The sequence below is a fragment of the Phycisphaeraceae bacterium genome (assembly GCA_019636675.1).
Lineage (GTDB): Bacteria > Planctomycetota > Phycisphaerae > Phycisphaerales > UBA1924 > JAHBXC01.
Genome location: JAHBXC010000001.1, coordinates 599,340 through 623,610, shown reverse-complemented (window position 1 = coordinate 623,610; position 24,271 = coordinate 599,340). Strand labels below are relative to the sequence as shown.

The window sequence follows — 24,271 nt, the reverse complement described above, 5'->3', positions numbered from 1 at the left end:
GCCGGCTTACTCGAACGGGCGCGACGCGAAGAGGTTCAGCCCGAGCCGCTCCGAGAGGAACTTCGCGACGCGCTGGCCCTTCACGCTGTTGCCCGCCTCGTCGAGCAGTGGGGCGAAGGTCCCCAGAGCGCCCTTGCCCGGCGCGACGGTGAAGATCCCGCCGCTCACGCCGCTCTTGCCGGGAAGGCCGACCTCGTACAGCCAGTCCCCCGATAGCTCGTACAAACCGGCGGTCGCCATCACCGCCAGGACGCGCTTGCAGTGGGCCGCATCGATCACGCGCTCCTTCGTGATCGGGTTGACGCCTCCGTCGGCGAGGGTGGCGCCCATCACCGCCAGATCCCTGGCCGAGACATTGAGCGAGCACTGCTTCGTGTACACGTCGGTCGCCTCGATCGCGTCGAAGTACATGCGCCCGTAGCCCTCGAGCAGCTTCGCGATGCCCCGGTTGCGAAGATTCGTCGCCGCCTCAGACTCGTACACGTCCTCGTCCAGCTCGAGCCGCCTCCCCGCGAACCGCGAGAGCCCGGCGCGCACGAACTCCCATTTCTCCGCCGCGGTCGAGCCGGGGGCGAGACTCGTGGCGGCGATCGCCCCGGCGTTCACCATCGGGTTCATCGTGCGATCGTCGTTCAGCTCCACAGCCATCACCGAGTTGAACGGCAGGCCCGTCCCGTTGACGCCCAGCTTCCGGTGCGCCTCGTCCGCGCCGATCGCGTCGCACACCAGCGCGAACACGAAGGGCTTCGACACGCTCTGGATCGAGAACAGGTGGTCGATGTCGCCCGCCCCGTGCACCGCGCCGTTCACGCCTACGACGCAGACGCCGAACAGGTCGCGCTTCGTCCTGGCCAGCGCCGGGATGTAATCCGCCACTGTTCCTTCGTCTACACCCTTGAACAGTTCGTACGCCTCGCCCACGAGGCGTCGAACCGCGTCGGCGCCGGGGAGATGACCCGTCGACACCGCCGCGTTGGCAACCGCGTCGTCGATGGGGACCTTCGAGATGAACATCACGATCTCCGTCCTGGTTCGTCAGGTGTGAAGGGCGGCGGGAACGGTCAACGCTGGTAGGGGGCGAAGGCGGCGCGCACCGCGTCGGTGCTCGAGCGCGTGCGCAGGCACAGCCCGAGTAGCAGGCGCGCCTTCAGGCCCGACAGGAACCCCGTCGGCACGACGCCGCGCTCGATCAGGTCGATCTCTCCGCCCGGGTACCCGTAGGTGCTCTCGAACACCGGACCGGTCATGGAGCGCGACGCGAGCGCGACGGGGATTTTCGCGGCGACCTCGCCGAGGATCGGCGCGACATCCGCCGGCACATGCCCGGCGCCCATGCCCTCGACGACCAGTCCCTTGTACCCCAGCTCGGGCAGCGCGCGCAGGAGCCGACCCTCGTAGCCCATCGCGATCTTCAGCAGCGGCAGCGGGGGTGGCGCCCCGTCGGCGATCGGCCACACCGGCATCCGCTGCACGCGCGCGTACAGGCGAGGTCGACCCTCCGCCACGACGCCCAGCGGCCCGACCAGCGGCGACTGGAACGCCGAGGGCAGCGTCGTGTGCGACTTCTGCACGAAGCGCGCCGCGTGGATGTCGTAGTTGAGCACCACGAGCGTCCCCAGCCCGCGCGCCTCGTCCGAGACCGCGAGACTCGCCGCCGACAGCAGGTTCGCCGGCCCGTCGGCGCCCGGCGCCTCGGCGCCGCGCATCGCGCCGGTCATCACCACCGGCTTGTCGCCCCCCACGAGCAGGTCGAGCAGGAACGCGGATTCCTCGATCGTGTCGGTGCCCTGGATAACCAGCGCGCCGTCGAACCCGCGCCGGAACCCCTCCTCGATCAGCCCGGCGACATGCACCAGGTTCTCGAGACTGATCGAGGGGCTCGGCAGGCGATACGGCGAGTGCGCCTCGATGTCGGCGACCTTCGCGAGCGCAGGGACCGACGCGACGAGTTCCTCTGCGCCCAGACTCGGGGCGATGCCGCCCTTCGCGCTGGGCACCATGGTGATCGTCCCGCCGAGGGAGAGGATGAGAAGACGAGGGAGCGCCATGGTTACTCTCCTTCCTCCGCCTGCGCCGCGGCCGCCTTGAGCTCCTCGGGGCCGTCGGGCTTGGGATGCGCAGGGATCTCGCCGGGCTTGTAATCGGGCAGGCGCCCGGCCGGCATGATGGCCAGAAACGCGATCCCTGCCATCAACAGCAGCCCGATGCGCAATGCGCCCGAACGCGCCTCCTGATTGACTCGGACCGCTTCCGCGACCTGTTCCGGCGAGGCGCCGGTCCGTTCCATGATGACCACGAGCGCGTCGTCGGTGACGAAGTTGATGCTGTCGAGGTTCAGCTGCTCCTGGATCTCGGGCGTCAGCACCGGGTTGTCGGCCAGACGCACCATGACCATCGTGCTGAGCATGCCGACGAGCAGCGCGCCGGCCACCGCGGTGCCGACGCCCGCGGCGAGGTTCTGCGTCGTGCCTCGCAGGGCGCCGACATCGCTCGCGAGCTTCTTCGGCGCGGCGGTCACGAGCACGTTGAACACGAGCGTCACCAGCGCGCCCTGCCCGATGCCGAACGCGATGAGCCCGATCATCACCGGGAACGCCCTCAGGTCATTCCGGACTACCCACGACAGGTACACGAGCGCGATCGTGCAGAGGATGAACCCGTACCGGCCGATCTGTCGCGGCGTCCTCTTGCGGTACAGCTTCACCACGAGCATCGCCGTAAAGAAGATCGTGAGGTTGAACGGCATCATGGCGATCGCCGTCTGCAGTGGGGTGCTCCCCTGCACGATCTGGATGTACAGCGGGACCGAGAAGTTCAGCATCGCCTCCAGCGCGACGACCGCGAACATGCACATGATCGCCGCCTTCTCGCGGCTGGACGTGATCACGCGCAGGTCCAGCAGCGGAGTCTTGCCCGCCGCCTGAACCTTGCGCGTCCACGCGAGGAAGACCTGCAGCAGAACGATGCCGACGACGATCATGACGGGGGCCGGCGAGAGACCCATGATGTCAAAGGGGGCGTTGGGTCGCGCCGTCAACAACCCCCAGCGGTTCAGGTTGTTGAAGCCGAAGCTGATGAGAATGATCGAGGTCGCCGCGAGGATCACCCCGACGAAATCGATGCCGACCTCGGGGCGTTTCTCCTCGGGCTTGAGGCGGAAGCTGAGCACGAACACGATCGCCGACACGACGACGAGGATCCCGAAGGACGGGCGCCATCCGATGAAGGTGCCGAGCACGCCGCCCACCATGAACGCGAGCATGCTCGCGCCGGCGCGAGCAGACCCCAGCGCCCCGATCGCGGTCGCCTGCTGTTTCCCGTGGTAGTGATTCGCGACCAGCGCGACCAGCGCCGGGACGATCACCGCCGCCGCCAGACCCGACCCGAGCTGGGCGAGCAGCATGAGCTGAGAGTTGGGGCTCAGCGTCATCAGCACCTGCGCCAGTCCGAACAGCGCCACGACCGATCGGAAAACCACCGTCGAGCCGTACCGCTGTACGAGCTTCGAGCCGAGCATCACGAACGCGGCCACCGCCAGCGAATACATCACGATCCCGGTCGCCACCGTGGTGGGCGGCACGCCGAAGCTCCGGACCATCCCGCCCATCGCCACCGGCAGGGACGCCACGTTGAACGACATGATCGACTGCCCGAGCGCGATCGTGATCATGGGGATCCATGATTCCTTCGCTTCGTGGTCGGGAATCGTGGTCACTGCTTGTGCACTCGCCATTGCAGGGGGCTCGCTGTCTGGAGTGATTCGGTCAGGGACGGGGCGCGGGCGACGCTCGTCAGAAGGCGATACGCAGACGCATGGTGAACACGCCGACCGCGTCGGTGTCGGGCGCGAAGCTCGGATCGAAGATGCCTTGCACGCTCACGGAGAGCTGCGTGACGTTGGTGAGCTGCCAGCGGTGGAAGACCTCGACGATCTTCTCGTCCTGCGCCGTGCTCAGCGTGGGCTCGGAGTACGCGAAGGCGACGCCTCCCAGGTTGTCCGGGCTGCCCAGCAGGCCGCGGAACCCTACCCCGACTTCGGTCGAGCGCTTGATCCCGGTCAGCACGCCCTTGTCGGCTTCGCCGAAACGGAAGAAGGCCTGCACGACCTCGCCGAAGTCCTGCTCGAGGATCACCGAGTAGCCCTTGTCGCCCGCGATGGAGTCTTTCTCGCGCGAGTCCATGTGCCAGAGCATGAGCCGGTACCGGCCCGGCCCGAGCCCGTCGAAGGTCGGCGTGAGGCCCACCTCGCCGAAGCTGAAGAACTCGAGCTCGTCGAGCAGACTCATGTCGTTGCGGTTGGTCTGGTTGTAGGCGTTGCTCGCGCCCAGGGTGGTGTAGAAGACCTCCGTCGGGCGCACCGAAAAGCCCGCGGTCGTGCCGTGCCCAGGGAACGCGGTGGTCGTGTTCGACGCGAAGGCGCGGTTCACGAACGACGCGTTCAGGTTCCCGAGCCGGTGCCCGCCCACGAAGTCGGACGAATCCGCGCGCCCCACGCCGATGCGCAGGCGATCGTCGAAGAGGCGCTGCAGCCAGTGCAGGTCGCGGATCACCCAGCCGCGATCGTTGAAGCCGCTCGCGGTCTGCTGCAGGGAGCCGATCTCTCCCGCGAGACTCGAAACCGGCTGGTTGCCGATCTTGTGCCGGTACTCGGCCGACATGATCAGGCGGCCTGTGTCCCTCGTCCCGCGCCCCAGCAGCGTCCACGCGCCCATGATGTCGAAGTCGCCCGACCCGGCGCCGCGGCTGCCCGGCCCTCCGGTGGCCTGCTGAAAGATCGTTGTGTACGCGAAGCCCAGACGCAGCCCGGTCTGCGCTTCCAGGTCGGTGGTCCATCCCAGGACGCCCTCGAACGGTCGGTCGAACCACGGGACATCCAGCACGCCGCGCGAGGGCGTGTAGATCTCGTCGAGTTCCTCGGTCAGATAGGTCGGCGACTCACCGGCCGAGAAGCCCGTCTGGAACGAGACCGGCGTGAGCGCCGCGGCCGGCTCGGTCGCCGGGGTCGCCGGGGGCGCCGGGGGCGCGGGCGCCGGGGCGGCCTGCGCGAACGACACGGACGCGATCACCGCGAGCGCAGCGCCCGCAGTGACGAATGACAGTGGGGGAGAACCGTTCACGCGAGTGTCCTTCTTTGAGGGCTCGTCCCGGCGGCACTTCGGGACACGACCCATGAGAAGCGAGAGTTGGGAGCGAAAGCCGGTCAGGCGCCGCGTCAGCGGCGCACGCCTGCGGCGGATGGGCGCGGCGTCCGCGAATCGCGTCACGGCGCACCCTCGGCTTGCCCCGAGCATAACTCCACCCGGGCGTTGGCGAGCCGGTCGCACAGGCGCAGCGATTCTTTGTCAGGGCGCCAGTCGTACACCAGTGATTCCACCGGGCGCCACAGCGTGACCCAGATCACGATGCTCATGCCGTTCGCGAGCGTGCGGACGACGCGCAGCTCCGAGACCTCGGCGATGAACTGCGAGACCACCACGAGCACGAGCGCGACGCCCAGCGCGCCGAAGAGCATCCGCCACCCCCTGGAGCGTGTTCGCGCGATGAGGCGTTCGTGACGGACCGCCTCGCGAGCGAAGTGACGGCTGAACGCGTCGCGCACCGCCTGCTCGTCGCCGTCCGTGCGCTCACGGACATGCAAACGCACCTCGATCGGCCAGTCGCTCGGGAGCACCTCGGCGCGAGAGACGATCCGCCCTGCGATCTCCGGCGAAAGCGATCGCTCGCGCAGGGGCGCCGGGTCGAAATGATCGAACAAATCGGCCAAGGCGCCGACGCACAGTTCGATGCGCGCCTCGGAGTCGTTGTCCGTGCCCTGTGCCGAGGCAATGCTCGGGTCGCGTTGCATAGATTGCTCGGTGCCGAAAGCCCCAGCGGTCCTTGTCCTCCCGATCCACGAGATGGGGGCGGCGCAATCTACCAGTTTCGCGAGCGAGGGGTGTTCAGCCCGGGCGAGCGCTGGCAGCGGAGGTGCAAGTCTGGAATGCCCGCGTTGATCAGCCCGGCCCTTGCAGGCGACCGCTCGCCTGCTGCAGGACCGCGTCGGCGATCTGTTCGGGGTTGTACCCCCCGGTCAGCAGGACGCAGGGTTTGCCGGCCTCGGTCGCGTAGGCGCGAGCTTCTTCGAGGTGCAGGTGACCCGCCAGCTTGATGATCGCCAGCACCAGCGAGGTGTCGGCCCGCTGGATCGGCGCGCGCATCGGCTCGCCCGTGCCGTGCTCGGACAGGCGGACCCAGTCGACCTCTCGCAGGCGAAAGGCGTCCTTGATTCTGGCGATCGCGTCGGGCCTGGGCTCGCCCCCGATGATGACGACGCGTCCGCCCTCGAGCAGCTCGCGCACCGCGATGGCGCGCGGGCTCCACGCCTTGGTCTGGGCGCCGGCGTCCTCGTCGCTCGCGCGATCGTCGGCGCGATCGAGCACCGCCCGGACGACGGCGCGCACCGAGGGCGACGCGTGATCGAGGAGGTGTTCCGCGACGCGGGGGCGCAGCGCGTCGGAATACCTCGGGTCGCTCTCGCGCACGCCGCGGGAGGAGAGATGCTCGATCGTGTCGGCGATCTTGCGCAGGTCGTGCTGGTCCGGCTGCTGGTCGCTGTCGGCGATGCGCCGCGCGTGGTAGTCGATGCGCTTCAGGCCCTGCTCGACCGTCGCGCGCGAGGCGGCGGCCGCCTCGAGCGTCGCGGCCTCCTCGGCGATCGTGCGCACGAGGGCGTCCGCCTCGCGCGGGTCCGCAGGATCGCTCAGCGACATGTGGCGACGGATGTAGATCTGCCTCGAAAAACTCTCTCTGCGCAGCCAGACATGGGAGTCTTCCTGGTCGGCGTCCGGGCTCGTCAGCCAGGTGTCGAGCAGGCCCACGCGGAGCGACGAGCTGGCGCTGGCCATCAACTGCATCGCGCTCGCCAGGTCGTCGCGCGACGCGCGGTCGCCCAGCGCGTCGAGACGCTCCACGAGCGAGGTCGCCTGCGCGAGCGCGTCGTAGCAGCGCGCGATCACGCGCAGCGTGTCGTCCGGCGGCGCCGGGCGCTCCCGCCAGAACGCCCACAGAAAGCAGTCTCGCATCGCCTTCGCTTCGCCGATCATCGCCTCCATGCGCGCGAGGATCGGACGCTCCCGCTCCGGGTCGCCCATCGCCGCCCGGCGCTCGATGAACAGCCGGCAGGAAGATGCCTTCAGCGTCGAACGCCGAACGATCAGCCCGAGGTCGATCGGCTGGCGCGCCGGGGCGATCTCGCGCTCGTCGTCATCGTCGCCCGTGTCCGCCGCCTGACGCGCGCGGCCAAGGTCCTCCGTCGCGCCCTCGACCGAGAGGTGCACCGTCGCGTCCCCGATCTTCAGGGGCACGATCCCGCGCCGCGCGGTCTTGTGCAGCACCACCGGCTCCGCCGGCGCCGGCGCGGACGCAGGAGCGGGGGCCGCAGCCGGCTCGGGCGCGTCCGACTCGGTCGTCCCACCCGTGGGCGACGGTCCGCTCGCGTCCTCGGCGCGTCTCGCTTCCGCGATCAGCCACTCGCCAAGCGCCGACGCGAGCTCGCGCGCGACATCGGACCGCTCAAGGTGCGGCCTCACAACATCCCGGAGAGCTTTGATGACGCGTTCCAGTTCCGGCTCGCTCACGCCCCCATGCTATCCGAATACTCGCCCGACGCGATCGTCTCTCGAAATCGATTCCCCCGATTCTGAGACCGCCGCCGTGCTATCTTCCTCTCGACTCTCGGCCCTCGGCGCCCCCCGCGACCCCGGCGCCCCCACGGCGCCGCACCCGCGCAACCCGAGCCGATAGGCCGAGCCGATTCCCGTGAAAGAAGGAGACCCCGATGACCCTGTTCGTTCGCATCCTGACCCTCGCACTGCTGATCATCCCCTCGATCGCGTGGGGTGGGGGTATGACCCTGCAGCAGATCGCCGACCTTCGCGAGGTCGGCGCCGCCGTCGTCAGCCCGGACGGCTCAACGGTCGCGTACACGTCCATCATCCCGCGGCGCATCCCCGCTGAGAAGGACGGGGCGCCCTGGACCGAGCTGCACCTGATCGGCTCCGACGGCGTGTCGAAGCCCTACATCACCGGCCAGGTCAACATCAGCGCGATCGGCTGGACGCCCGACGGCTCGCACGTCGCCTTCCTCGCGAAACGCGGCGAGGACAAGACCACGCGTCTCTACGCGATGCCCGTCGGCGGCGGCGAGGCGCGGGTCCTCGCCCACCTCGAAACCGACATCAGCGCGTACTCCTTCAGCCCCGACTTCAAGCGCGTCGCGCTGCTCGCCTTCGAGCCCGACGCGCCAGACCTGAAGCGCGATCGCGACATGGGCTTCACCCAGGTCGTCTTCGAGGAAGACTGGAAGCCGCGCCGCCTCTACATCGTGGATCTCGGCGACTCTCCCGCGAAGGGCGCCAAGGACAACCTCGTCAATATCGAGGGCTCGCTGCAGGATGTGCACTGGTCTCCCGCCGGCGACCGGCTGGTCGTCAGCGTGACGCCGCGCCAGCTCGTCGACGACACGCTGATGTTCAAGCGCATCCGGATCATCTCACCCGAGGGGCGCGTGCTCGGCCGGGTCGAGAACCCCGGCAAGCTCGGGCAGATCGCCTGGAGCCCCGACGGCGAGCGCCTCGCGTTCATCGCGACGGACACGGTCTCCGACACCCGAGAGGGGCGCCTGATGGTCGCCTCGAAGAACGGCGGGCAGTTCCGCAACATCCTGCCCGATCTCGAGGGGCACATCTGGCATGTCGGCTGGCGCGACGCGAACACGGTGCTCTTCATCAGCCACGAGGGCGTGAACGCGCGCATCGCCACCATCCGGCACGACGGAACCGGTCAGCGCACGCTCGCGCCCGCCGGGGGTCCGATCTGGGAAACCTTCAGCGTTCCCAAGACCGGTGGCGACATCGTCGCGACCGCCAACGCGCCGCAGCACCCGCGCGAGGCCTTCCGCCTCCGCGGCCCGCAGCACACGCCGACACGGCTCACTAACTCCAACCCGTGGCTCTCCGAGGTCGCGCTCGCGCGCCAGGAAGTCGTCACCTACTCGGCGCGCGACGGCCTCGACATCGAGGGCGTCCTCTTCTATCCGCTCGAGTACAAGGAAGGCCAGAAGTACCCGCTCGTCCTCGCCGTCCACGGCGGGCCCGAGGCGCACTTCTCCAACGGCTGGCTCACCCGCTACAACCTCCCGGCGCACCATCTCTCGGCCGAGGGTTACTTCACCTTCTACCAGAACTATCGCGGCTCCACCGGTCGCGGCGTGAAGTTCATCGAGACCAGCCAGGGCCGACCCGCGAAGGAAGAGTTCGACGACCTCGTCGACGGCGTCGATCACCTCGTCGAGCGAGGCATGGTCGACAAAGACCGCGTCGGCATCACCGGCGGGTCCTACGGCGGGTACGCCACCGCGTGGGGCGCGACCTACTACAGCGACCGCTTCGCCGCCGCCGTCATGAACGTCGGTCTCTCGGACAAGATCGCGATGCTCGGCACTTCCGACATCCCCCAGGAGCTCTACCTCGTCCACTACATGACCTGGCCCTGGGAGAACTGGGATCTCTACAAGGAAGCAAGCCCCATCTTCCACGTGCGCAACGCGAAGACCCCGATCCTGATCATGCACGGCGACGCCGACCCGCGCGTCGACCCCACGCAGTCCAAGATCCTCTACCGCTACCTCGTGCTGCAGGACAACCCGCCCCCGGTGCGCCTCGTGCTCTACAAGGGCGAGGGCCACGGCAACCGTCGCGCCGCGTCGCGTTACGACTACTCCCTCCGGCTCATGCAGTGGATGAACCACTACCTCAAGGGCGAGGGGGGCGAGATGCCCGACCACCGCCTCGACTACGGGCTCGAAGCGAAGAAGGACTGAGCCCGGCACGCTGACACACCCATGCAAAGAGCCCGCGGCGAGTGCGCCGCGGGCTCTTGTCGTTTGGACCGAGTTGTCACGCAATGGTCAGTCGCACGACGCGCCGAAGTTGACGAGCACGGTGTTGAGGTCGAGGAAATTCACGACGCCGTCGCCGTTCACGTCGCCCGGCTGGCCGCTCCCGCTCTGCCCGTATCCAGTGAGGATGGCGTTGAGGTCGGCGAGGTTGACGATGTTGTCGCCGTTCGTGTCGCCAGCGCAGGGGAAGGGCGTGAGGCCGGTGAAGTGGCGCGTGGCGCGCTGATAGGAACCGATCCCCGCGTTCGAGCCGATGACGCGCCCGGGGAAATCGTCGTATGCCGGGTGGATGCCGCCGAAGATGCGCGACAGCCCCGCCTCGTCGGCGGCGTCGTAATAGGTCGCCCAGACGAGCACGACGTCCATCGAGGGGCCGGCCTCGAAGACCAGATCGAACCCGTCGGGCCCGTCGGACGCGACGAACACGCCCTGCCCGCCCGGGAAATAGGGCGTGCCGCTGAGCAGCGTGAGGACCTCGGCCGACGCGCGGCTGAACCCGCTGTGGCCCGAGGTATAGCCGGCGAAGGGCGGCGTCACGAAGTTGAACTGCTGGTAGGGGAGCCACGTGACGGCGCGGATCCAGCCGCACCCGCCGAAGTCGTTCACGGGGTCTGCCGGGTGCCCGCGCCAGGCGAAGATCGCGATCTCACCCACGAACGCGCTCAGGTGTTCGTGGCGCTCCCCCGGCGCGCTGGATTCGGGGGTGATCAACTCCACGAGACCGGCCTGCAGCGGGAGGCCCATCGGGTCGTACGAGGGGAGCATGGGGTCTGTGGATTGCCCGCGCGACGCCATCTCGCGGATCAGCGAGATCGGGCGCGAACCGTCGTAGTGCGCCTTGACTTCCCAGGTCGCGATCGCCGTGTCGTGCACCGCGCCGTTCAGCGACAGGTACATCTTCACGTCCCATTCGAGGTCGTTCACGATGGGCCCGACGCCGCCGATGCGCTTCTCGAACCCGGGGGAGTCGGAGACCTCGTTGGCGATCTCGTTCCAGTGGCCGGGGGGCGTCGAGGAAAGCGGGCCGTCCGCCCAGAACTCGGCGAGCACGCGCCCGAAGTCCCCGCGCAGCACGAAATTGTCGGCGTACGGCATGCCCGTCACGGGGTTGACGGGGTGCCCCGTGCCGTCCTGCGCGCCGAGCGAGTTGTTCCCGGTCACGCTGGGGGAGGTGTTGATCATGACGCTGTCGGTGGGATCGAGCTGGCCGCTCCATTCGATCACCTGCAGGATGTCGTGCCGCACGGTCGCGTCGCCAGCGCCCCCGAGCAGCGGCGGGGGGCCCGGGTCAAGATAGAGCGAGCCCGGCGCAGGGCGCGACATCGCGAAGGGGCGCACGACGCTCCAGTGCGGCGCCAGGAACCCCTGCGGGTTTAGCGCGCCGGGCACGAGCAGGGGCTGCCAGCGGTTGATGTCCACCATCCCGCCCGTGCCGGGGAGGGCGACCACGAGCGGGCCGTTGATGGGCGCGTACCCGCTGGTGTTCGCGTAGTTGCCGAGCTCGTTCGAGCCGTCCGTCAGCGCCTGCGCGATGATCCGCGCCGCGATGCGGTTGCCGATCGCCGCAGGCGTGTCGCCCACGGTCGTCGTGACGCCGGGGTCATACCCGAGCGCGCCCATGAGGTTGTTGATCGCCGTCGTGGTGGCGGCCGCCCCGGGCGACGCGGCGAAGCGGTGCGCGATCATCCGGTACGCCGCGTAGCTGATCGCTTCGGCGCGGGCCGCCTCGATATCGACCGCCGAAGCGCTCTCCTGGCGGAACACCGGGCGAGCCACCGAGTCGTACGCCGCCCACGCGTCGTACATCGCGGCTGACACATGGAACAGGTTGCGCGAGTGCACGGGCGGGCGCGGCGTGTCGCGACGGATCGCGTCGAGGAGTTCCTCGTTCCACAGGCGAGCGACCGAGTGGAGCGTAGAGCGGTCGTGCGAGCGCTCGCCAATCGGTCTCACTCCCGGGGGCAGCAGCACCCCTTCGTGCGAGACGAGCCCGGGCTGCGAGGCGGCGCTGAGCGCGCCTCCCGACGCGCCGAGCAGCAGGCCGGCGGTGACGAGGCGAAATGTTGGTGAATGCATCATGGCGTGTCTCTGCTGGGTGCTGTGTCGGCGTGGCAGTGAGTGGACGACGAGATGTCAGTCCGCTGTCCTGATCAGAGTGCCGACACGCATGCCCTGGTGTTGCGTTTCCTTCCACGAGAAGCGCAGAAGCGGGGTGGGCTCCTGAGCCGAAATTACTGTACCACGAGGTCTGCAATCTGCGAGCAGAAAATCAACAGACGAGATAGCCAGAACCGGCGGGGGCGGAGTCGGCGGCGCCCGTCCCCGAGGTACGATGGCTGCATGCCGGATGCCGCGATCACCAGACTGCTGGAAGCCCACGACAAGGGGGACGCGCAGGCGTCAGCCGCGCTGTTGCCCGCGGTGTACGACGAGCTGCGGCGGCTGGCGCAGGCGCGTCTGGCTTCCGAGCGTCCCGGGCAGACGCTGCAGGCCACGGCGCTCGTCCACGAGGCGTATCTGCGGATCCTGGGACCCGACGCCGACGACCCCGGCGCGTGGGCGGGCCGGGGTCACTTCTTCGCCGCCGCCGCCGAGTCGATGAGACGGATTCTCATCGACCGCGCCCGCGCCAAGGCCACGTCGAAGCGCGGCGGCAAGCGGGCCCGGCTCGACCTCACGCCCGAGATGCTCACCCTCGACGAGCCGCCCGCCGAACTCCTCGACCTCGACGACGCGCTGACCCGCCTGGCCCAGACCGACCCTCAGAAGGCCGAACTCGTCAAACTGCGCTTCTTCGGGGGGCTGTCCATCCGGCAGGCAGCAGGCGTCCTCGGGATCTCGCAGGCCACCGCGGACCGGCACTGGGCCTTCGCGCGCGCCTGGCTCTATCGCGAACTCTCCGGAGAGCCGGACGCGTGAGCTCGCCCTCCGAGGAAACGCTGTTCCACGACGCGCGTGCGCTGCGCGGCGAGGCGCGCGGCGCGTTCCTCGATCGCGCCTGCTCCGGCGACGCGGCGCTGCGCGCGCGCGTCGAGGCGCTGCTGCTGGCCGACGACGCCGCGACCGGGTTTCTGGAGCCCGCCGACCAGGACGACGACCTTCCCCTCGAGCGCGCCGGCGACGCTATCGGTCGCTACCGGTTGCTCGACCGGCTCGGCGAGGGCGGCTTCGGGACCGTCTGGCGCGCCGAGCAGCGCGAGCCCCTCGCGCGAGTCGTCGCGCTCAAGGTCATCAAGCTCGGGATGGACACCAAGCAGGTCATCGCGCGCTTCGACGCCGAGCGTCGCGCGCTGGCGATGATGGACCACCCCAACATCGCGAGGGTCTTCGACGCCGGCGCGACCGATTCCGGCCGGCCCTACTTCGTGATGGAGCACATCGAGGGCCTGCCGATCCTCGAGCACTGCCGGCTCATGCGCCTGGGCCTGCGCGAGCGGCTCGGGCTGTTCGTGCAGGCGTGCCGCGCGATTCACCACGCGCATCAGAAGGGCGTCATCCACAGGGACATCAAGCCGAGCAACATCCTCGTGTCGCTCAGGGACGCCGAGCCGATCGTCAAGGTCATCGACTTCGGCATCGCGAAAGCGGTCGGCGCGGAACTGACCGAGATGACCCTCGTCACGGCGCACCGGCAGATCGTCGGCACGCCCGCCTATATGAGCCCCGAGCAGGCGTCGCTCTCCGGCGCCGACATCGACACGCGCAGCGACGTCTACTCGCTCGGCGTCCTGCTGTACGAACTGCTGACCGGCGCGACGCCCTTTGACCTGCGCGATGTCTCGGGGCGTTCGCTTCCCGACATGCTGCGCATGATCCGTGAACAGGAGCCGCCCCGCCCGAGCACGCGCCTCTCGAAGACGGGGGCCGCGAGCCCGCCGATCGCGGACGACCCGCGCCGGCTGCGTCAGATGCTCCGGGGCGATCTCGACTGGATCGTCATGAAGTGCCTCGAGAAGCACCCCGACCGGAGGTACGACTCGGCGAGCTCGCTCGCGGCGGACGTCGAGCGCCACCTGCGCGACGAGCCGGTGCTCGCGGGTCCGCCCGGCGTCGCGTATCGCTCACGCAAGTTCGCCAGGCGTCACCGCGCGAGCGTGTTGGTCGCCGGGGCGGTGCTCTCGCTCGTGCTGCTCGGGCTCGCGGGGACGACCTTCGGGCTCGTCCGGGCTGAGCGCGAGCGCCAGGAGGCCGAGGCGGCGCGCGTCCGCGCGCAGGCCGCCGAGGCGGTCGCCCTCGCGCGCGCCGACGAGCTGCGCTCTGTCGTCGATTTCCAAGCCGAGCAGATCTCGGGCATCGACACGGCGCGCATGGGCGCCTCGATCCGCGGGCTCCTGCGCGACGAGCCCGCGCTGCGCGACGCGGAGACCGACGCTCTCGCCGGCGTCAACTTCACCAACATCGCGTTGCGCACGCTCGACGAGAACATCTTCTCCCGGGCCGAGACCGCCATCGCCAGCCGCTTCGCGCCCGAGTCGCTCGTTCGCGCCCGTCTCCTCGAGACGGTCGCGACGACCTCGCACGGGCTCGGGCTGCTCGAGCGGGCGCTGCCGATGCAGCGCGAGGCCGGCGCGATCATGCGCGCTGCCCTCGGCTCCGAACACGCGGACACCCTGCGCGCCGAGAACACCCTCGGGCGGATGCTGATGGAGCAGGGGCGCCTCGACGAGGCCGAGCCGATCCTGCACGCGACGCACGACGCGATCGCGCGCACCCTCGGGACCGACGATGCGCTCGCCTTTGACGCGCAGAACAACCTGGCGCGCCTGCTCCAGCTCCGGGGTCGTCTCAGCGACGCCGAAGCGCTCTTCCGGTCCTGTCTCGAGGGCCGCGCACGGGCGCTGGGCGACGACCACCCCGACACCATCACCGCGCGGGGCAACCTCGGTTTCAACCTGCAGGAGCAGGGACGCTTCGACGAAGCCGAACCGATCCAGCGCCAGGTTCTCGCGGCGCGGCTCCGTCTCCAAGGCGAGGAGCACCCGCGCACCATCACAGCGATGAGCAACCTCGGCTTCGTCCTGCGCGCGCAGGGCAGGACCGACGAGGCGGAGCGCGTCTACCGCGAGACGCTCGACCTGCGCCGGCGCGTGCAGGGCGATCTCCATCCCGACACGCTCATCGCGATGAACAACTACGGCTTCCTCCTCTTCGCCACCGGCCGCCCCGGCGAGGCCATGCCGTACTTCCGCGAGACCTTCGACGGAAACCGGCGCGTCCTCGGCCTCGCGCACCAGCAGACGCTGCGCGCCCTGAACAATCTTGGGATGGCGCTGAACGCCGGCGGCGAGCACGCCGAGGCGCTGGCCCTCCTGCGCGAGGGCGAATCCCACGCCCGGCGCGTCTGGTCGGGGCCGAACGAGCGCATCCTGGGCATCTACCTCGTCAAACTCGCCGACGCGTTCGCCGGCGTGCGTTCCTTCGACGACGCCGAGGGCCTGTACCTCGAGGCGTACCCCATGCTCGCCCAGGGCCTCGGGGCGTCGCACGCCCGCACGCGCGAGTGTGCGCAGGGGCTCGCGGATCTGTATGAGGCCTGGCACGCCGCCAGCCCCGGCGAGGGCCACGACCAGCGCATCGCTCACTGGAGGGAGCTGGCACAGTCCCGGCCCGCACAGCCCGCCCAGTGAGGGCGCTCCCCCGAGAAAGAAAATCTGCGGCGGGCTGAGGGACGCCGGGGGCGGTTCTCGCATGGTCGTCCGTCGGGTTCGCGTCGCGTGTCGCGGCCCGTCGGAACAGCCACAGAAGAGAGAACCCCATGAAGCACTCCATGCTGTCGTTCGCGCTGCGCGCTCTGGCCGCGGCGGTCGTCTCCGGCGCCTCCCTCGCGGGCGGGCTCAACCCGCCCGGCGGGCCCATCGGACCCACGATGAAGACCCTCGACGAGATCGAGCCCCGGCGCCCCATCGACTGGCTCAACACCCCGGGCGACGCCGACTCCAACTTCAAGATCATCCAGTCGGGTTCGTACTACCTGACCGGACCGATCATCGGCGGCTCCGGGAAGAGCGGCATCAAGATCGCCGCCAGCAACGTGACCATCGACCTGTCCGGCTTCGAGGTCCGCGGCGCCCTCGGCTCGCTGCACGGCATCACGGTCGAGGGGGTCCAGTCCCACATCACGATCCGCAACGGCACGGTCCGCAACTGGAGGAGCAGCGGCATCTCCCTCGGCAGCGTGCTGGGCGGTTCGAACGCGTTCGGACACACCATCGAGCGCGTCCTCGTCGAGAACAACTCCGGTCGGGGCATCATCGCCGGAAGGAACACCATGATCGACGCATGCGTCGCTCGGAACAACGGGAGCATCGGCATCGAGGTCGGCGACGGCTCGGTCGTCCGCGCGACACGGTCATTCGACAACGGCGGCAACGGCATCGAGACGGGTTCCGGCTCGTCCGTCCAGAACTCCGCGGCGAGCCGCAACACCGGCTTCGGCATCCGGCTCGGCAACGGGTGCTCGGTGAGCAACTCCAGCGCGAACAACAACACGTCCTCCGGATTCTGGAGCGGCGTGGCCACCGTCTTCGACTCCTGCAGCGCCTTCGGCAACGGGGCCGCCGGGTTCACCGCCAGCGCGGGCTCGGTCTTCGAGTCGTGCGCCGCCCGCAGTAACTCGAGCGACGGGTTCAACGCATCCGAGTCGATCTACACCGCCTGCAGCTCGCAGGAGAACGGCGGCGACGGGTTCCGCATCGGCTCCGGATCGTCCGTCGCCGGCTCCACCGCCACGAACAACGCCGGGCATGGCGTCTGGGCGAACAGCAACAACCGCATCGCCGACAACCATGTCCGGGGCAACGGGCCCGATCAGTCCACCAATGCATCCATCCGCGTCGAGGGCTCCGGCAACGACATCGACGGCAACTCCGTCGCCAACAACCACTACGGCGTACGCGTCACCGGCGCAGGGAACCTCATCCGGCGCAACGTCGCCCGGCTCTGCAACTTCAACTTCGTCTTCGCCTCCAACAACCGATTCGGCGCCATCTCCGCGATGACCGGCGAGACCGGCTTCTACAGCAGCGGCAACAGCGTGAACGGCAACATCGGCTCCACCGACCCCTGGGCCAACCTCAGTTTCCGCTGATCCTCACCGACGCGCACACGCACGACGCGCGCCGGGCCCGCACCGCCGGGCTCGGCGCGCCGTCGGCATCACCGACACAAGGAGCCACATCCATGCGACGCACCATCACCGCGATCTCGCTCACCTCTCTCGCCGCTGGCGCGGCCGGCGCCCCCAGCAACATCGCCGACTCGACCAAGCACGCCTGGTCGGAGAACTGCGGCTACATCAACTTCCGCGACGCCGGCAGCCCGCGCGTCGCCTCGGGCGTGATCGTCGGGTCCCGATTCCTCGCCGGCTTCGCCTGGGGAGAGAACATCGGCTACATCAACTTCGGCGACGGCTCTCCAGCCAACGGGGTCGCCTACGCCAATCTGAGCGGCGCCGATTTCGGCGTGAACATCGACCCGGCCACCGGCGACATGTCCGGCTACGCCTGGGGGGAGAACATCGGGTGGATCAACTTCGACACCCGCGCCGCGCTCGCGGCCCAAGGCATCCACGCCAGGGTCGACTTCGCCGCCCGGCGCCTGCGCGGCTACGCGTGGGGCGAGAACATCGGGTGGGTCAACCTCGACCACGCGAGCGTGTTCGTCGGCTTCGGCGCGCCGTGCCCCGGCGACACAAACGGTGACGGGCAGGTGAACTTCGCCGACCTGAACGCCGTGCTCACCTTGTTCGGCGCCGCCGGTGAGCCCGGGTTCGCCGGGGCCGACCTGAACTCCGACGGGGTCGTCAACTTCCTGGACCTCAACACGGTGCTGACCCACTTCGGCAGCGACTGCGACTGACCGGCGTTCGTTCGTCACGACCAGCGCGGCCCGGGCTCGACCCGGGCCGCGCTTTCCTCGTGCGCACCGCATCAGGGAACTTTTCGCAGATTCCGTGGATGTCATCAGCCGGGGACTTCTTCTCCGTCGCATTGACCCATGACCAGCCGCGCGGCACAGGGCGCGGCTGACAGGCACACACCATCCCCTGGAGGAGTTTCTCATGCGAACCGCGCTGCCCGTTCTCGGTCTGTCCGCCCTCGCCCTCGCGTCGTCGATTGCCTCGGGCGCCACAACCTTCACCACCCGCGCCGCCTTCGAAACTGTCGTCGCCGGCGCCGATCCGGGCATGGTCCACGCCGACACGTGGGACTCGCTCCCCCTCGGGTTCATCATCAACAGCGGCGACACCATCGACGGGCTGACCTACTTCTACACCCCGGTGTTCGATGGCTTCTCCCTCGCCGTCACCGACGCCCTGGCGCCGACCGCGCCGCACGCGCTGGGGACCTACTACGCGACGGGCGACTACTTCTCGGGCATCGGCCCGGGCGACGCGTTCACGATCGTCTTCTCGAGCCCGGTCGACACCTTCGGGTTGTGGGTGAACACCGCCGACCTCGTGCCCGGCGCCGTCACCATCACGACCAATACCGGCGAGGTCGCCGTCAGCGGGAGCGATCCGATCACGCAGGACAACCCTTACGGGCAGTTCGTCGGCATCGCGACGACCGGCGCGTTCACCTCCGTGACCTTCAGCGTCCGCGATGGTTTCGGCGCGGCGTTCGACGGCATGACCTGGGTGGAGGCTGTCGTGACGCCCGCGCCCGGGAGCGGGGTTCTCTCGATGCTCGCGTTCGCGACCATGGCGGGCGGACGCCGACGCCGGTAAGTCGCCCCCCGGTCCGGGCAGCGGCGCGGCGGGGCCCCTTCAACCCCGCCGCGCTACTGTTCGGGCGTGAGCAACGAGTCAGGCGGTTCGGCCGTTCGCGACGGGCTTCCGTTCGGGGTAACCGAGGCGGCGGATATCGCCCCGCCCGGCGAGCGTTTCGGCTCGCCCTCCGGCAACGACCGGGTGGTGGTGGCCCACATGGGGCGCGCCCCCAGCGTCGCGGAGCGCGCCAACCCCGAGGTCCGCGCGGTCGCTCGCAAGCGGTACTGGCTGCTCAACGCGTCGCACACGCTCGTCGATGTCTACCCGATCTTCTTCGTCTCGCTGATCGTGCTGCTGACCAACCGGCTCGATCTCGCGGCGTGGCAGGTCGCGACCGTCTTCGCGCTCACGCCGATCTTCTCGGGCGCGCTGCAGCCGTTCTTCGCGATCCTCACCGACCGGCGCGACACGCGCATCTGCGGCCCGCTGGGGATGTTCCTGGGAGCGGTGTGCATCTCGTCGATCGGTTTCGCCCAGAACTTCTGGCAGCTCATCGCGCTCCAGATCGTGGGCGTGATCGGGACCGGGATGTACCACCCCATCGCCGCCGCTCTGGCAGGGCAGGTCGGCACGCGCGCCATCGCGCGCGGGCGCGGGTGGGCTCTGGCGATCTTCTTCACCTTCGGCATGCTCGGGCAGGCGATGGGCGCGCAGATGGCGCCCACCATCGCGACCAGGTACGGGCTCGAGTCGCTCGCGCTGCTGGCGATCCCGGGCGTGATCGCGGCGGTCGGGCTGCATGTCCTGCTGCGCCACGTGCCGCACAGGCACGAGAATCACCGCGACCTGCACGCGTCGATCGGCGACGCGGAATCGAGGAAGCGCTGGCGCGCCGTGCTCACGATCTGCGCCGCGAACTGCCTGCTCTACACGGTGAACATCGGCGTCTTCGCCATGCTCAGCGTGTGGGCGAAGTCGCAGCACCCCACCAGCACCGACGCCGCGACGAAGCTCCACGGCACGCTCGTCGCCTTCGCGACCGTCGGCATGGGCCTGGCCGGCCTCTTCGCGAGCAGGGTGATCCGGCCGGGCAAGGAGAAGTGGCCCATCGTCGCGCTGTGCGTGGTCGGGGCGCTGCTCGCATCGAGCTTCGGGTTCGTGGGCGACTTCGGCGTGCGCGTCGGCGCCGGGACCTTCTGGGCGTTCTGGCCTGCGTACGCGTGGGCCGCGATCACGGCGGTGGGCTTCTTCGCGACGATGCCCGTCAGCATCGCGCTGGGGCAGCGACTGCTGCCAGGGCGAACCGGGCTGGTCTCGAGTCTGCTCATGGGCGTCGGCTGGGCGTTCAGCGCCAGCGCGCCCTTCATCGCACCGCTCTTTCTGGGAGGCGTGTCGCTGCGCGACGCGTACATGCTCCCGAAGTGGCGGATCGACATGGGGTTCGTCGGGTTCGCGGCGCTGGCGATCCTCGCCGCGGCGCTCTACCTGACGATCGATCGCAAGGTCGTCGAGCGGGCGGCGACTGAGTGAGCCGGTCGGGTATCGTGCCGGCATGAAGGTCGACCTCAACAAACTCGACGAGCGGATCGCCCGCTGGATGGGCGGCGTCGGGCATCCCGCCCACGAGATCTGCCTCGGCGTCTTTTTCGCCTGGCTCGGCGCGCTCAAGGTCTTCGGGCACCCCACCGGGTCGTCGCTGCTCGCGCACACGATCTACATCGGCTCGCCCGAGGTTATGGTCAAGGTTCTGGGAGTGTGGGAGATCCTCATCGGCGTCCTCCTGCTCTGGCGCCCGACGGTGCGCGTGGCGATCCTGCTGCTGTTCCTCCGACTGCCCGGGACTTTGCTGGCGCTGCTGATCAAGCTCGACGTCTGCTGGGTGTCCTTCCCCTTCGTGCCCACGCCCGAGGGGCAGTACCTGATCAAGGACCTCTTCCTGTTCGGGGCGGCGATGGTGATCGGCAGCAGCGTTCGCTCCGAAAAGCACGCGCATTAAAAAACGGGTCGCGCCGGAGCGCGACCCGTGGTTCTTCCTGGATGGTGGCGCTCTCAGCCCTGCTTCTGGAGCAGATCGCGGATCTCACGAAGGACCAGGACATCCTCCGGGGTGGCGGCCACGGGTTTGGCCTCGTCCTCTTTCTTCTCGAACCGTGCTCTTGCGGTGTTCATCGCCTTAATGACGATGAACAGGGCGAAGGCGACGATGATGAAGGAGATCATCGCGTTGATGAAGCTCCCGTAGCGGATCGCGACCTCGGCGATCTGGGCGCCGTCCTCGGTCGTCCCGGCGCGCTGGAGGTAGAACTTCAGTTCCGAGAAGTCGACCTCGCCCAGGGCCATGCCGATGGGGGGCATGAGGACATCGTCCACCATGGACCGGACGATGGTGCCGAACGCCCCGCCGATGACGATGCCGACGGCCATGTCCACGACGTTGCCTCGCATGGCGAAGTCGCGGAACTCTTTGAAGATGCCCATGGGCTGGTTTCCTGTTCGAGAGTGCGTGGGAGGGGGAGAATCCCCCCCGCCTTGAGGGTCGCAGTATACAGCCCGGGGGCTGCGGCGCCCCTCCCCGGGGGGGCGGCCCCTGACGCCGATATCCGGCTCCGCTTTCGAGTATGCAACGGGCCTTCGGCGCGGTATGCTGTTCGCGGTGAGATGGGCCCGGCGCACCTGAGAAGGCGCCGGGAGGAGGAGCTTTCAAGTGCCTAGCAACACGATGCGTACTCGAAGCGGAGTGGACCGTGCCGGAAGGCGTCTCGGTTCCGAAGCCATGACGGACGGCGTGCGCGTGAGCGTGACGCCCGCGTATCTCCCGGAGCATTCCGATCCTCTCGACAAGAGGTTCGTGTTCGCGTACCGGATACGCATCACGAACGAGAGCGAACGCTGGGTCAAGCTGCTCAGCCGTCGCTGGGTCATCGTTGATTCACTCGGCGAGAGCCAGGAAGTCACCGGTGAAGGGGTGATCGGCGCGCAGCCCGAGCTCGAGCCGGGCCAGTCGTTCGAGTACTCGAGCTATTGCCCGCTCACCACCCCATGGGGGACGATGGAGGGGCAGTACACCATGCGCCGCGACGACGGCTCGAACTTCCTCGCGACGATCGCGCGGTTCTTCCTCGTCGCGGAAGAGGACATGGACCCGGTGCGCTGACGCGGTTCGAGTCGCTGCCCGGGCGGCGACGATGCGTTAGTCTGTGGGCATGACGACACCGCTGTTCGTGTTCATCCTCGTCTGCGCGACGCTGCTGGTCGGCGCGATGTTCCTGCATCTGGTCTCGCGGTTTGCGCCATCGCTGCACGATGTGTTCTGCAGGGCGCCGCTGCTCGATCTCGTGGTGGCGTTCTTCACCGTGTCGCCCTGGGTCATCGGCCCGGTGGTCGGCGTGCACGCCGGGCGGATCGCGCCCGGGCTGGTGGGGGAGGGGGCCTCGCTCGCGTGGGGTTGGGGGCTGCTGGCGGGTGTCGCGGCCCAGATCGCGACCGTGCTGGTGTGGTCTCGCGCACACGAGTGGCGACATCGCGAGGCGGTGCGCGGGCCCCGGATCGTCAAGGCGCTCAACCGCTCGGTCGGCCCGCTGCGCAACCACGCGGCTGTCTGGTGGACGGCGCTGGCGGTCCCGGTGTTCTGGTTCATCCGCGCCGCGGAGGTCATTGTCTATCCGCCCCTTGTGTGGATCGTGCGCTTCCCGAGGTACCGGCAGGGCGAATGGATCAACGTGTCGCGCCACAAGTTCAGCGGCCTCGTCGGGCACGACCTGATCTGGTGTCTCTACTGCGACTGGATGACCGGGGTCTGGTCGCTGGGCTCGGAGATGCTCCGCAACGTCGAGTCGTTCTGGTGCCCCATCCGGTTCCTCGACGACAAGAAGTGCGAGAACTGCGTGCTCGACTTCCCCGACGTGGAAGGCGGATGGGTCCGTCCGGAAGCCGGGATGGCAGGGGCGGCGAAGGTCGTCGAGGCGCAGTATCCGCCGGGACAGCGCGAGAACTCCTGGTTCGGGCACCCCGGACGGGCGACGACCCGCGTGACGATCGAGGGGAAACCGCCGACTTCATGAAGAAACGGTTTGGGGACCCCCTCCCGGCGTGCTATTCTGGTCCCGTATGCCCAGATCCTCCGCCGCAAAGCCCGCGGCTTCTTCGAAGACAACCAAGCCCCGGGTTTCCACGAGCGCGAAGGGGGCCCCTCGCGCCAAGGGACAGGGGGCTCGCCCCGCCAAGGAGGCCCGGCTTTTCGCGTCCTACGAGGATGCGAGGGCCTACCTCTTCGCGCGCGTCGATCTGGAGCGGGCGCGCCTGACGCGCGAGCACCTCGACAAGTTCAAGCTCGATCGCATGCGCGCCATCGCGCAGAAGCTGGGCGATCCCCAGGACGCCGTGCGCGTCGTCCACGTCGCCGGCACCAAGGGCAAGGGCAGCACCTGCGCGATGATCGCGTCGGCCCTCGAGGGCTGCGGCTACACGGTCGGGCTCTACACCAGCCCCCATCTGGTCGATGTGCGCGAGCGGGTCCAGATCAACGCCGAACTGGTCTCGCGCGAGGATTTCCGCGACGCGATGGACAAGGTGGCCCAGGCCGCCGCCGCCGTCGAGGGCAAGCACGGCGAGGCGACCTTCTTCGAGCTGATCACGGCGCTCGCGTTCGTCTACTTCGCCGACAAGGCGGTCGACATCGCGGTGGTGGAGGTCGGTCTTGGCGGCCGTCTGGACGCGACGAACATCGTTCGCCCGGATGTCGCGATCGTGACCGAGATCAGCCGCGATCACACGCAGATTTTGGGCGAGACGCTGCCCGAGATCGCGCGTGAAAAGGCGGGGATCTTCAAGCCCTCCGGCGCCGCGATCACGATGCCGCAGGCCCCCGGCGTGCTCGAGGCGATGCGCGAAGTCGCCGAGAAGGCCGGCGCGCGTCTCGAGGTGCTGGGCAAGGACATCGACTTCAGCTACCGCTTCGAGAGCAGCGCGGACCTTGGCCCGCACCACCGGGTCTGCGTGACCAGCCCACGGAGCAACTTCGAGCATTTCGCGTCGCCCCTGGCCGGCGAGCACCAGGCGTACAACTGCGGCCTGGCGCTGGCGGCGATGGACAAGCTTCGTGAGCGCGGGCTCGAGACCCCCGAGGGCGACGTCGCCCACGGGCTGTCGTGCACCGTGATCCCCGGCCGGATGGAGCTGGCGTGGAAGCACCCGCGCATCCTGCTCGACGGGGCGCACAACGCGGCGTCGCTCGGCGCACTGGTGAAGACGGTCGGCGCGCACGTCCCCTACGACTCGATGGTGATGATCTTCGGCTGCGCCTCCGACAAGGACATCCCGGCGATGCTCGAGAAGATCGACATGGGCGCCGACAAGGTGATCTTCACCCGGTCCTCGCTCAACCCGCGCGCGTCCGAGCCGCGCGACCTCCAGCGGCGCTTCCACGAGATGTCCGGGAAGATGTCGCAGGTCGAGAGCGAGCTGAAGGGCGCGATCAACCTCGCGGCCAAGGCGGTCACCAAGGGCGACCTGATCGTGGTCACGGGCAGTTTCTATCTGGTCGGCGAGGCCAAGATGCTCCTCGCCGAGCTGGCCGCGAAAAAGCTGGCCGGCGCCCAGGGGGCGTGATCCGCCGGGGCTGGGCG

General features: G+C 69.0%; 19 protein-coding genes. 11 read left to right on the top strand and 8 right to left on the bottom strand.

Annotated features, from left to right (window positions below):
- Positions 1 to 6 precede the first annotated feature (6 nt).
- The 6 genes from glsA to KF684_02630 form a co-directional block, all read right to left on the bottom strand.
- Positions 7 to 1,014 (bottom strand): glutaminase A, encoded by a 1,008-nt coding sequence (gene glsA / locus KF684_02655; GenBank protein ID MBX3351810.1) that lies wholly within the window; start codon positions 1,012 to 1,014, stop codon positions 7 to 9.
- A 47-nt stretch (positions 1,015 to 1,061) separates the two neighbouring features.
- Positions 1,062 to 2,048, bottom strand: coding sequence for an asparaginase (locus KF684_02650; GenBank protein ID MBX3351809.1), 987 nt, complete (start codon positions 2,046 to 2,048; stop codon positions 1,062 to 1,064).
- 2 nt (positions 2,049 to 2,050) lie between these two features.
- Entirely contained in the window at positions 2,051 to 3,715 is a 1,665-nt protein-coding gene (locus tag KF684_02645; protein ID MBX3351808.1) for an MFS transporter, read from the bottom strand.
- 76 nt (positions 3,716 to 3,791) lie between these two features.
- On the bottom strand, positions 3,792 to 5,117 hold the full coding sequence (locus KF684_02640) for a hypothetical protein (protein ID MBX3351807.1): 1,326 nt from the start codon (positions 5,115 to 5,117) through the stop codon (positions 3,792 to 3,794).
- A gap of 143 nt (positions 5,118 to 5,260) precedes the next feature.
- Positions 5,261 to 5,845: a hypothetical protein gene (locus KF684_02635; GenBank protein MBX3351806.1), complete on the bottom strand. Its 585-nt coding sequence runs from the start codon at positions 5,843 to 5,845 to the stop codon at positions 5,261 to 5,263.
- 148 nt (positions 5,846 to 5,993) lie between these two features.
- The gene (locus KF684_02630) at positions 5,994 to 7,616 is read right to left on the bottom strand and encodes a hypothetical protein (protein ID MBX3351805.1); all 1,623 of its coding nucleotides are present in this window, start codon (positions 7,614 to 7,616) and stop codon (positions 5,994 to 5,996) included.
- 200 nt (positions 7,617 to 7,816) lie between these two features.
- Here KF684_02630 and KF684_02625 point away from each other — a divergent pair, with 200 nt between their 5' ends.
- Entirely contained in the window at positions 7,817 to 9,859 is a 2,043-nt protein-coding gene (locus tag KF684_02625) for a S9 family peptidase (GenBank protein ID MBX3351804.1), read from the top strand.
- A gap of 87 nt (positions 9,860 to 9,946) precedes the next feature.
- Here the strand turns inward: KF684_02625 and KF684_02620 are convergent, their stop codons facing one another.
- Positions 9,947 to 12,016 (bottom strand): hypothetical protein, encoded by a 2,070-nt coding sequence (locus KF684_02620; protein ID MBX3351803.1) that lies wholly within the window; start codon positions 12,014 to 12,016, stop codon positions 9,947 to 9,949.
- A 261-nt stretch (positions 12,017 to 12,277) separates the two neighbouring features.
- On the opposite strand from KF684_02620, the gene KF684_02615 reads away from it, so the two are divergent.
- The 7 genes from KF684_02615 (at position 12,278) to KF684_02585 (ending at position 20,643) form a co-directional block, all read left to right on the top strand.
- Positions 12,278 to 12,856, top strand: a complete 579-nt coding sequence (locus KF684_02615; protein MBX3351802.1) for a sigma-70 family RNA polymerase sigma factor — start codon at positions 12,278 to 12,280, stop codon at positions 12,854 to 12,856.
- Positions 12,853 to 15,564, top strand: a complete 2,712-nt coding sequence (locus KF684_02610) for a serine/threonine protein kinase (protein ID MBX3351801.1) — start codon at positions 12,853 to 12,855, stop codon at positions 15,562 to 15,564. The genes KF684_02615 and KF684_02610 overlap by 4 nt, the downstream gene beginning before the upstream one ends.
- Positions 15,565 to 15,692: 128 nt before the next feature.
- Entirely contained in the window at positions 15,693 to 17,024 is a 1,332-nt protein-coding gene (locus KF684_02605; GenBank protein MBX3351800.1) for a right-handed parallel beta-helix repeat-containing protein, read from the top strand.
- A 92-nt stretch (positions 17,025 to 17,116) separates the two neighbouring features.
- Positions 17,117 to 17,794, top strand: a complete 678-nt coding sequence (locus KF684_02600) for a hypothetical protein (GenBank protein MBX3351799.1) — start codon at positions 17,117 to 17,119, stop codon at positions 17,792 to 17,794.
- 202 nt (positions 17,795 to 17,996) lie between these two features.
- Positions 17,997 to 18,665, top strand: a complete 669-nt coding sequence (locus tag KF684_02595; protein ID MBX3351798.1) for a hypothetical protein — start codon at positions 17,997 to 17,999, stop codon at positions 18,663 to 18,665.
- A 66-nt stretch (positions 18,666 to 18,731) separates the two neighbouring features.
- Entirely contained in the window at positions 18,732 to 20,177 is a 1,446-nt protein-coding gene (locus tag KF684_02590) for an MFS transporter (GenBank protein ID MBX3351797.1), read from the top strand.
- A gap of 22 nt (positions 20,178 to 20,199) precedes the next feature.
- Entirely contained in the window at positions 20,200 to 20,643 is a 444-nt protein-coding gene (locus KF684_02585) for a hypothetical protein (protein ID MBX3351796.1), read from the top strand.
- A 53-nt stretch (positions 20,644 to 20,696) separates the two neighbouring features.
- Here the strand turns inward: KF684_02585 and mscL are convergent, their stop codons facing one another.
- Positions 20,697 to 21,125: a large-conductance mechanosensitive channel protein MscL gene (gene mscL, locus KF684_02580; protein ID MBX3351795.1), complete on the bottom strand. Its 429-nt coding sequence runs from the start codon at positions 21,123 to 21,125 to the stop codon at positions 20,697 to 20,699.
- A 241-nt stretch (positions 21,126 to 21,366) separates the two neighbouring features.
- Between mscL and apaG the strand changes: the two genes are divergently transcribed.
- From apaG to KF684_02565, 3 genes are read left to right on the top strand one after another with little or no spacing between them, the layout of a single operon-like run.
- Positions 21,367 to 21,801, top strand: coding sequence for a Co2+/Mg2+ efflux protein ApaG (gene apaG, locus KF684_02575; GenBank protein MBX3351794.1), 435 nt, complete (start codon positions 21,367 to 21,369; stop codon positions 21,799 to 21,801).
- 49 nt (positions 21,802 to 21,850) lie between these two features.
- A complete protein-coding gene (locus KF684_02570; GenBank protein MBX3351793.1) occupies positions 21,851 to 22,708 on the top strand; it encodes a hypothetical protein in 858 nt (285 codons plus the stop codon).
- Between the two features lie 46 nt (positions 22,709 to 22,754).
- On the top strand, positions 22,755 to 24,254 hold the full coding sequence (locus KF684_02565) for a bifunctional folylpolyglutamate synthase/dihydrofolate synthase (GenBank protein MBX3351792.1): 1,500 nt from the start codon (positions 22,755 to 22,757) through the stop codon (positions 24,252 to 24,254).
- Positions 24,255 to 24,271: the final 17 nt, after the last annotated feature.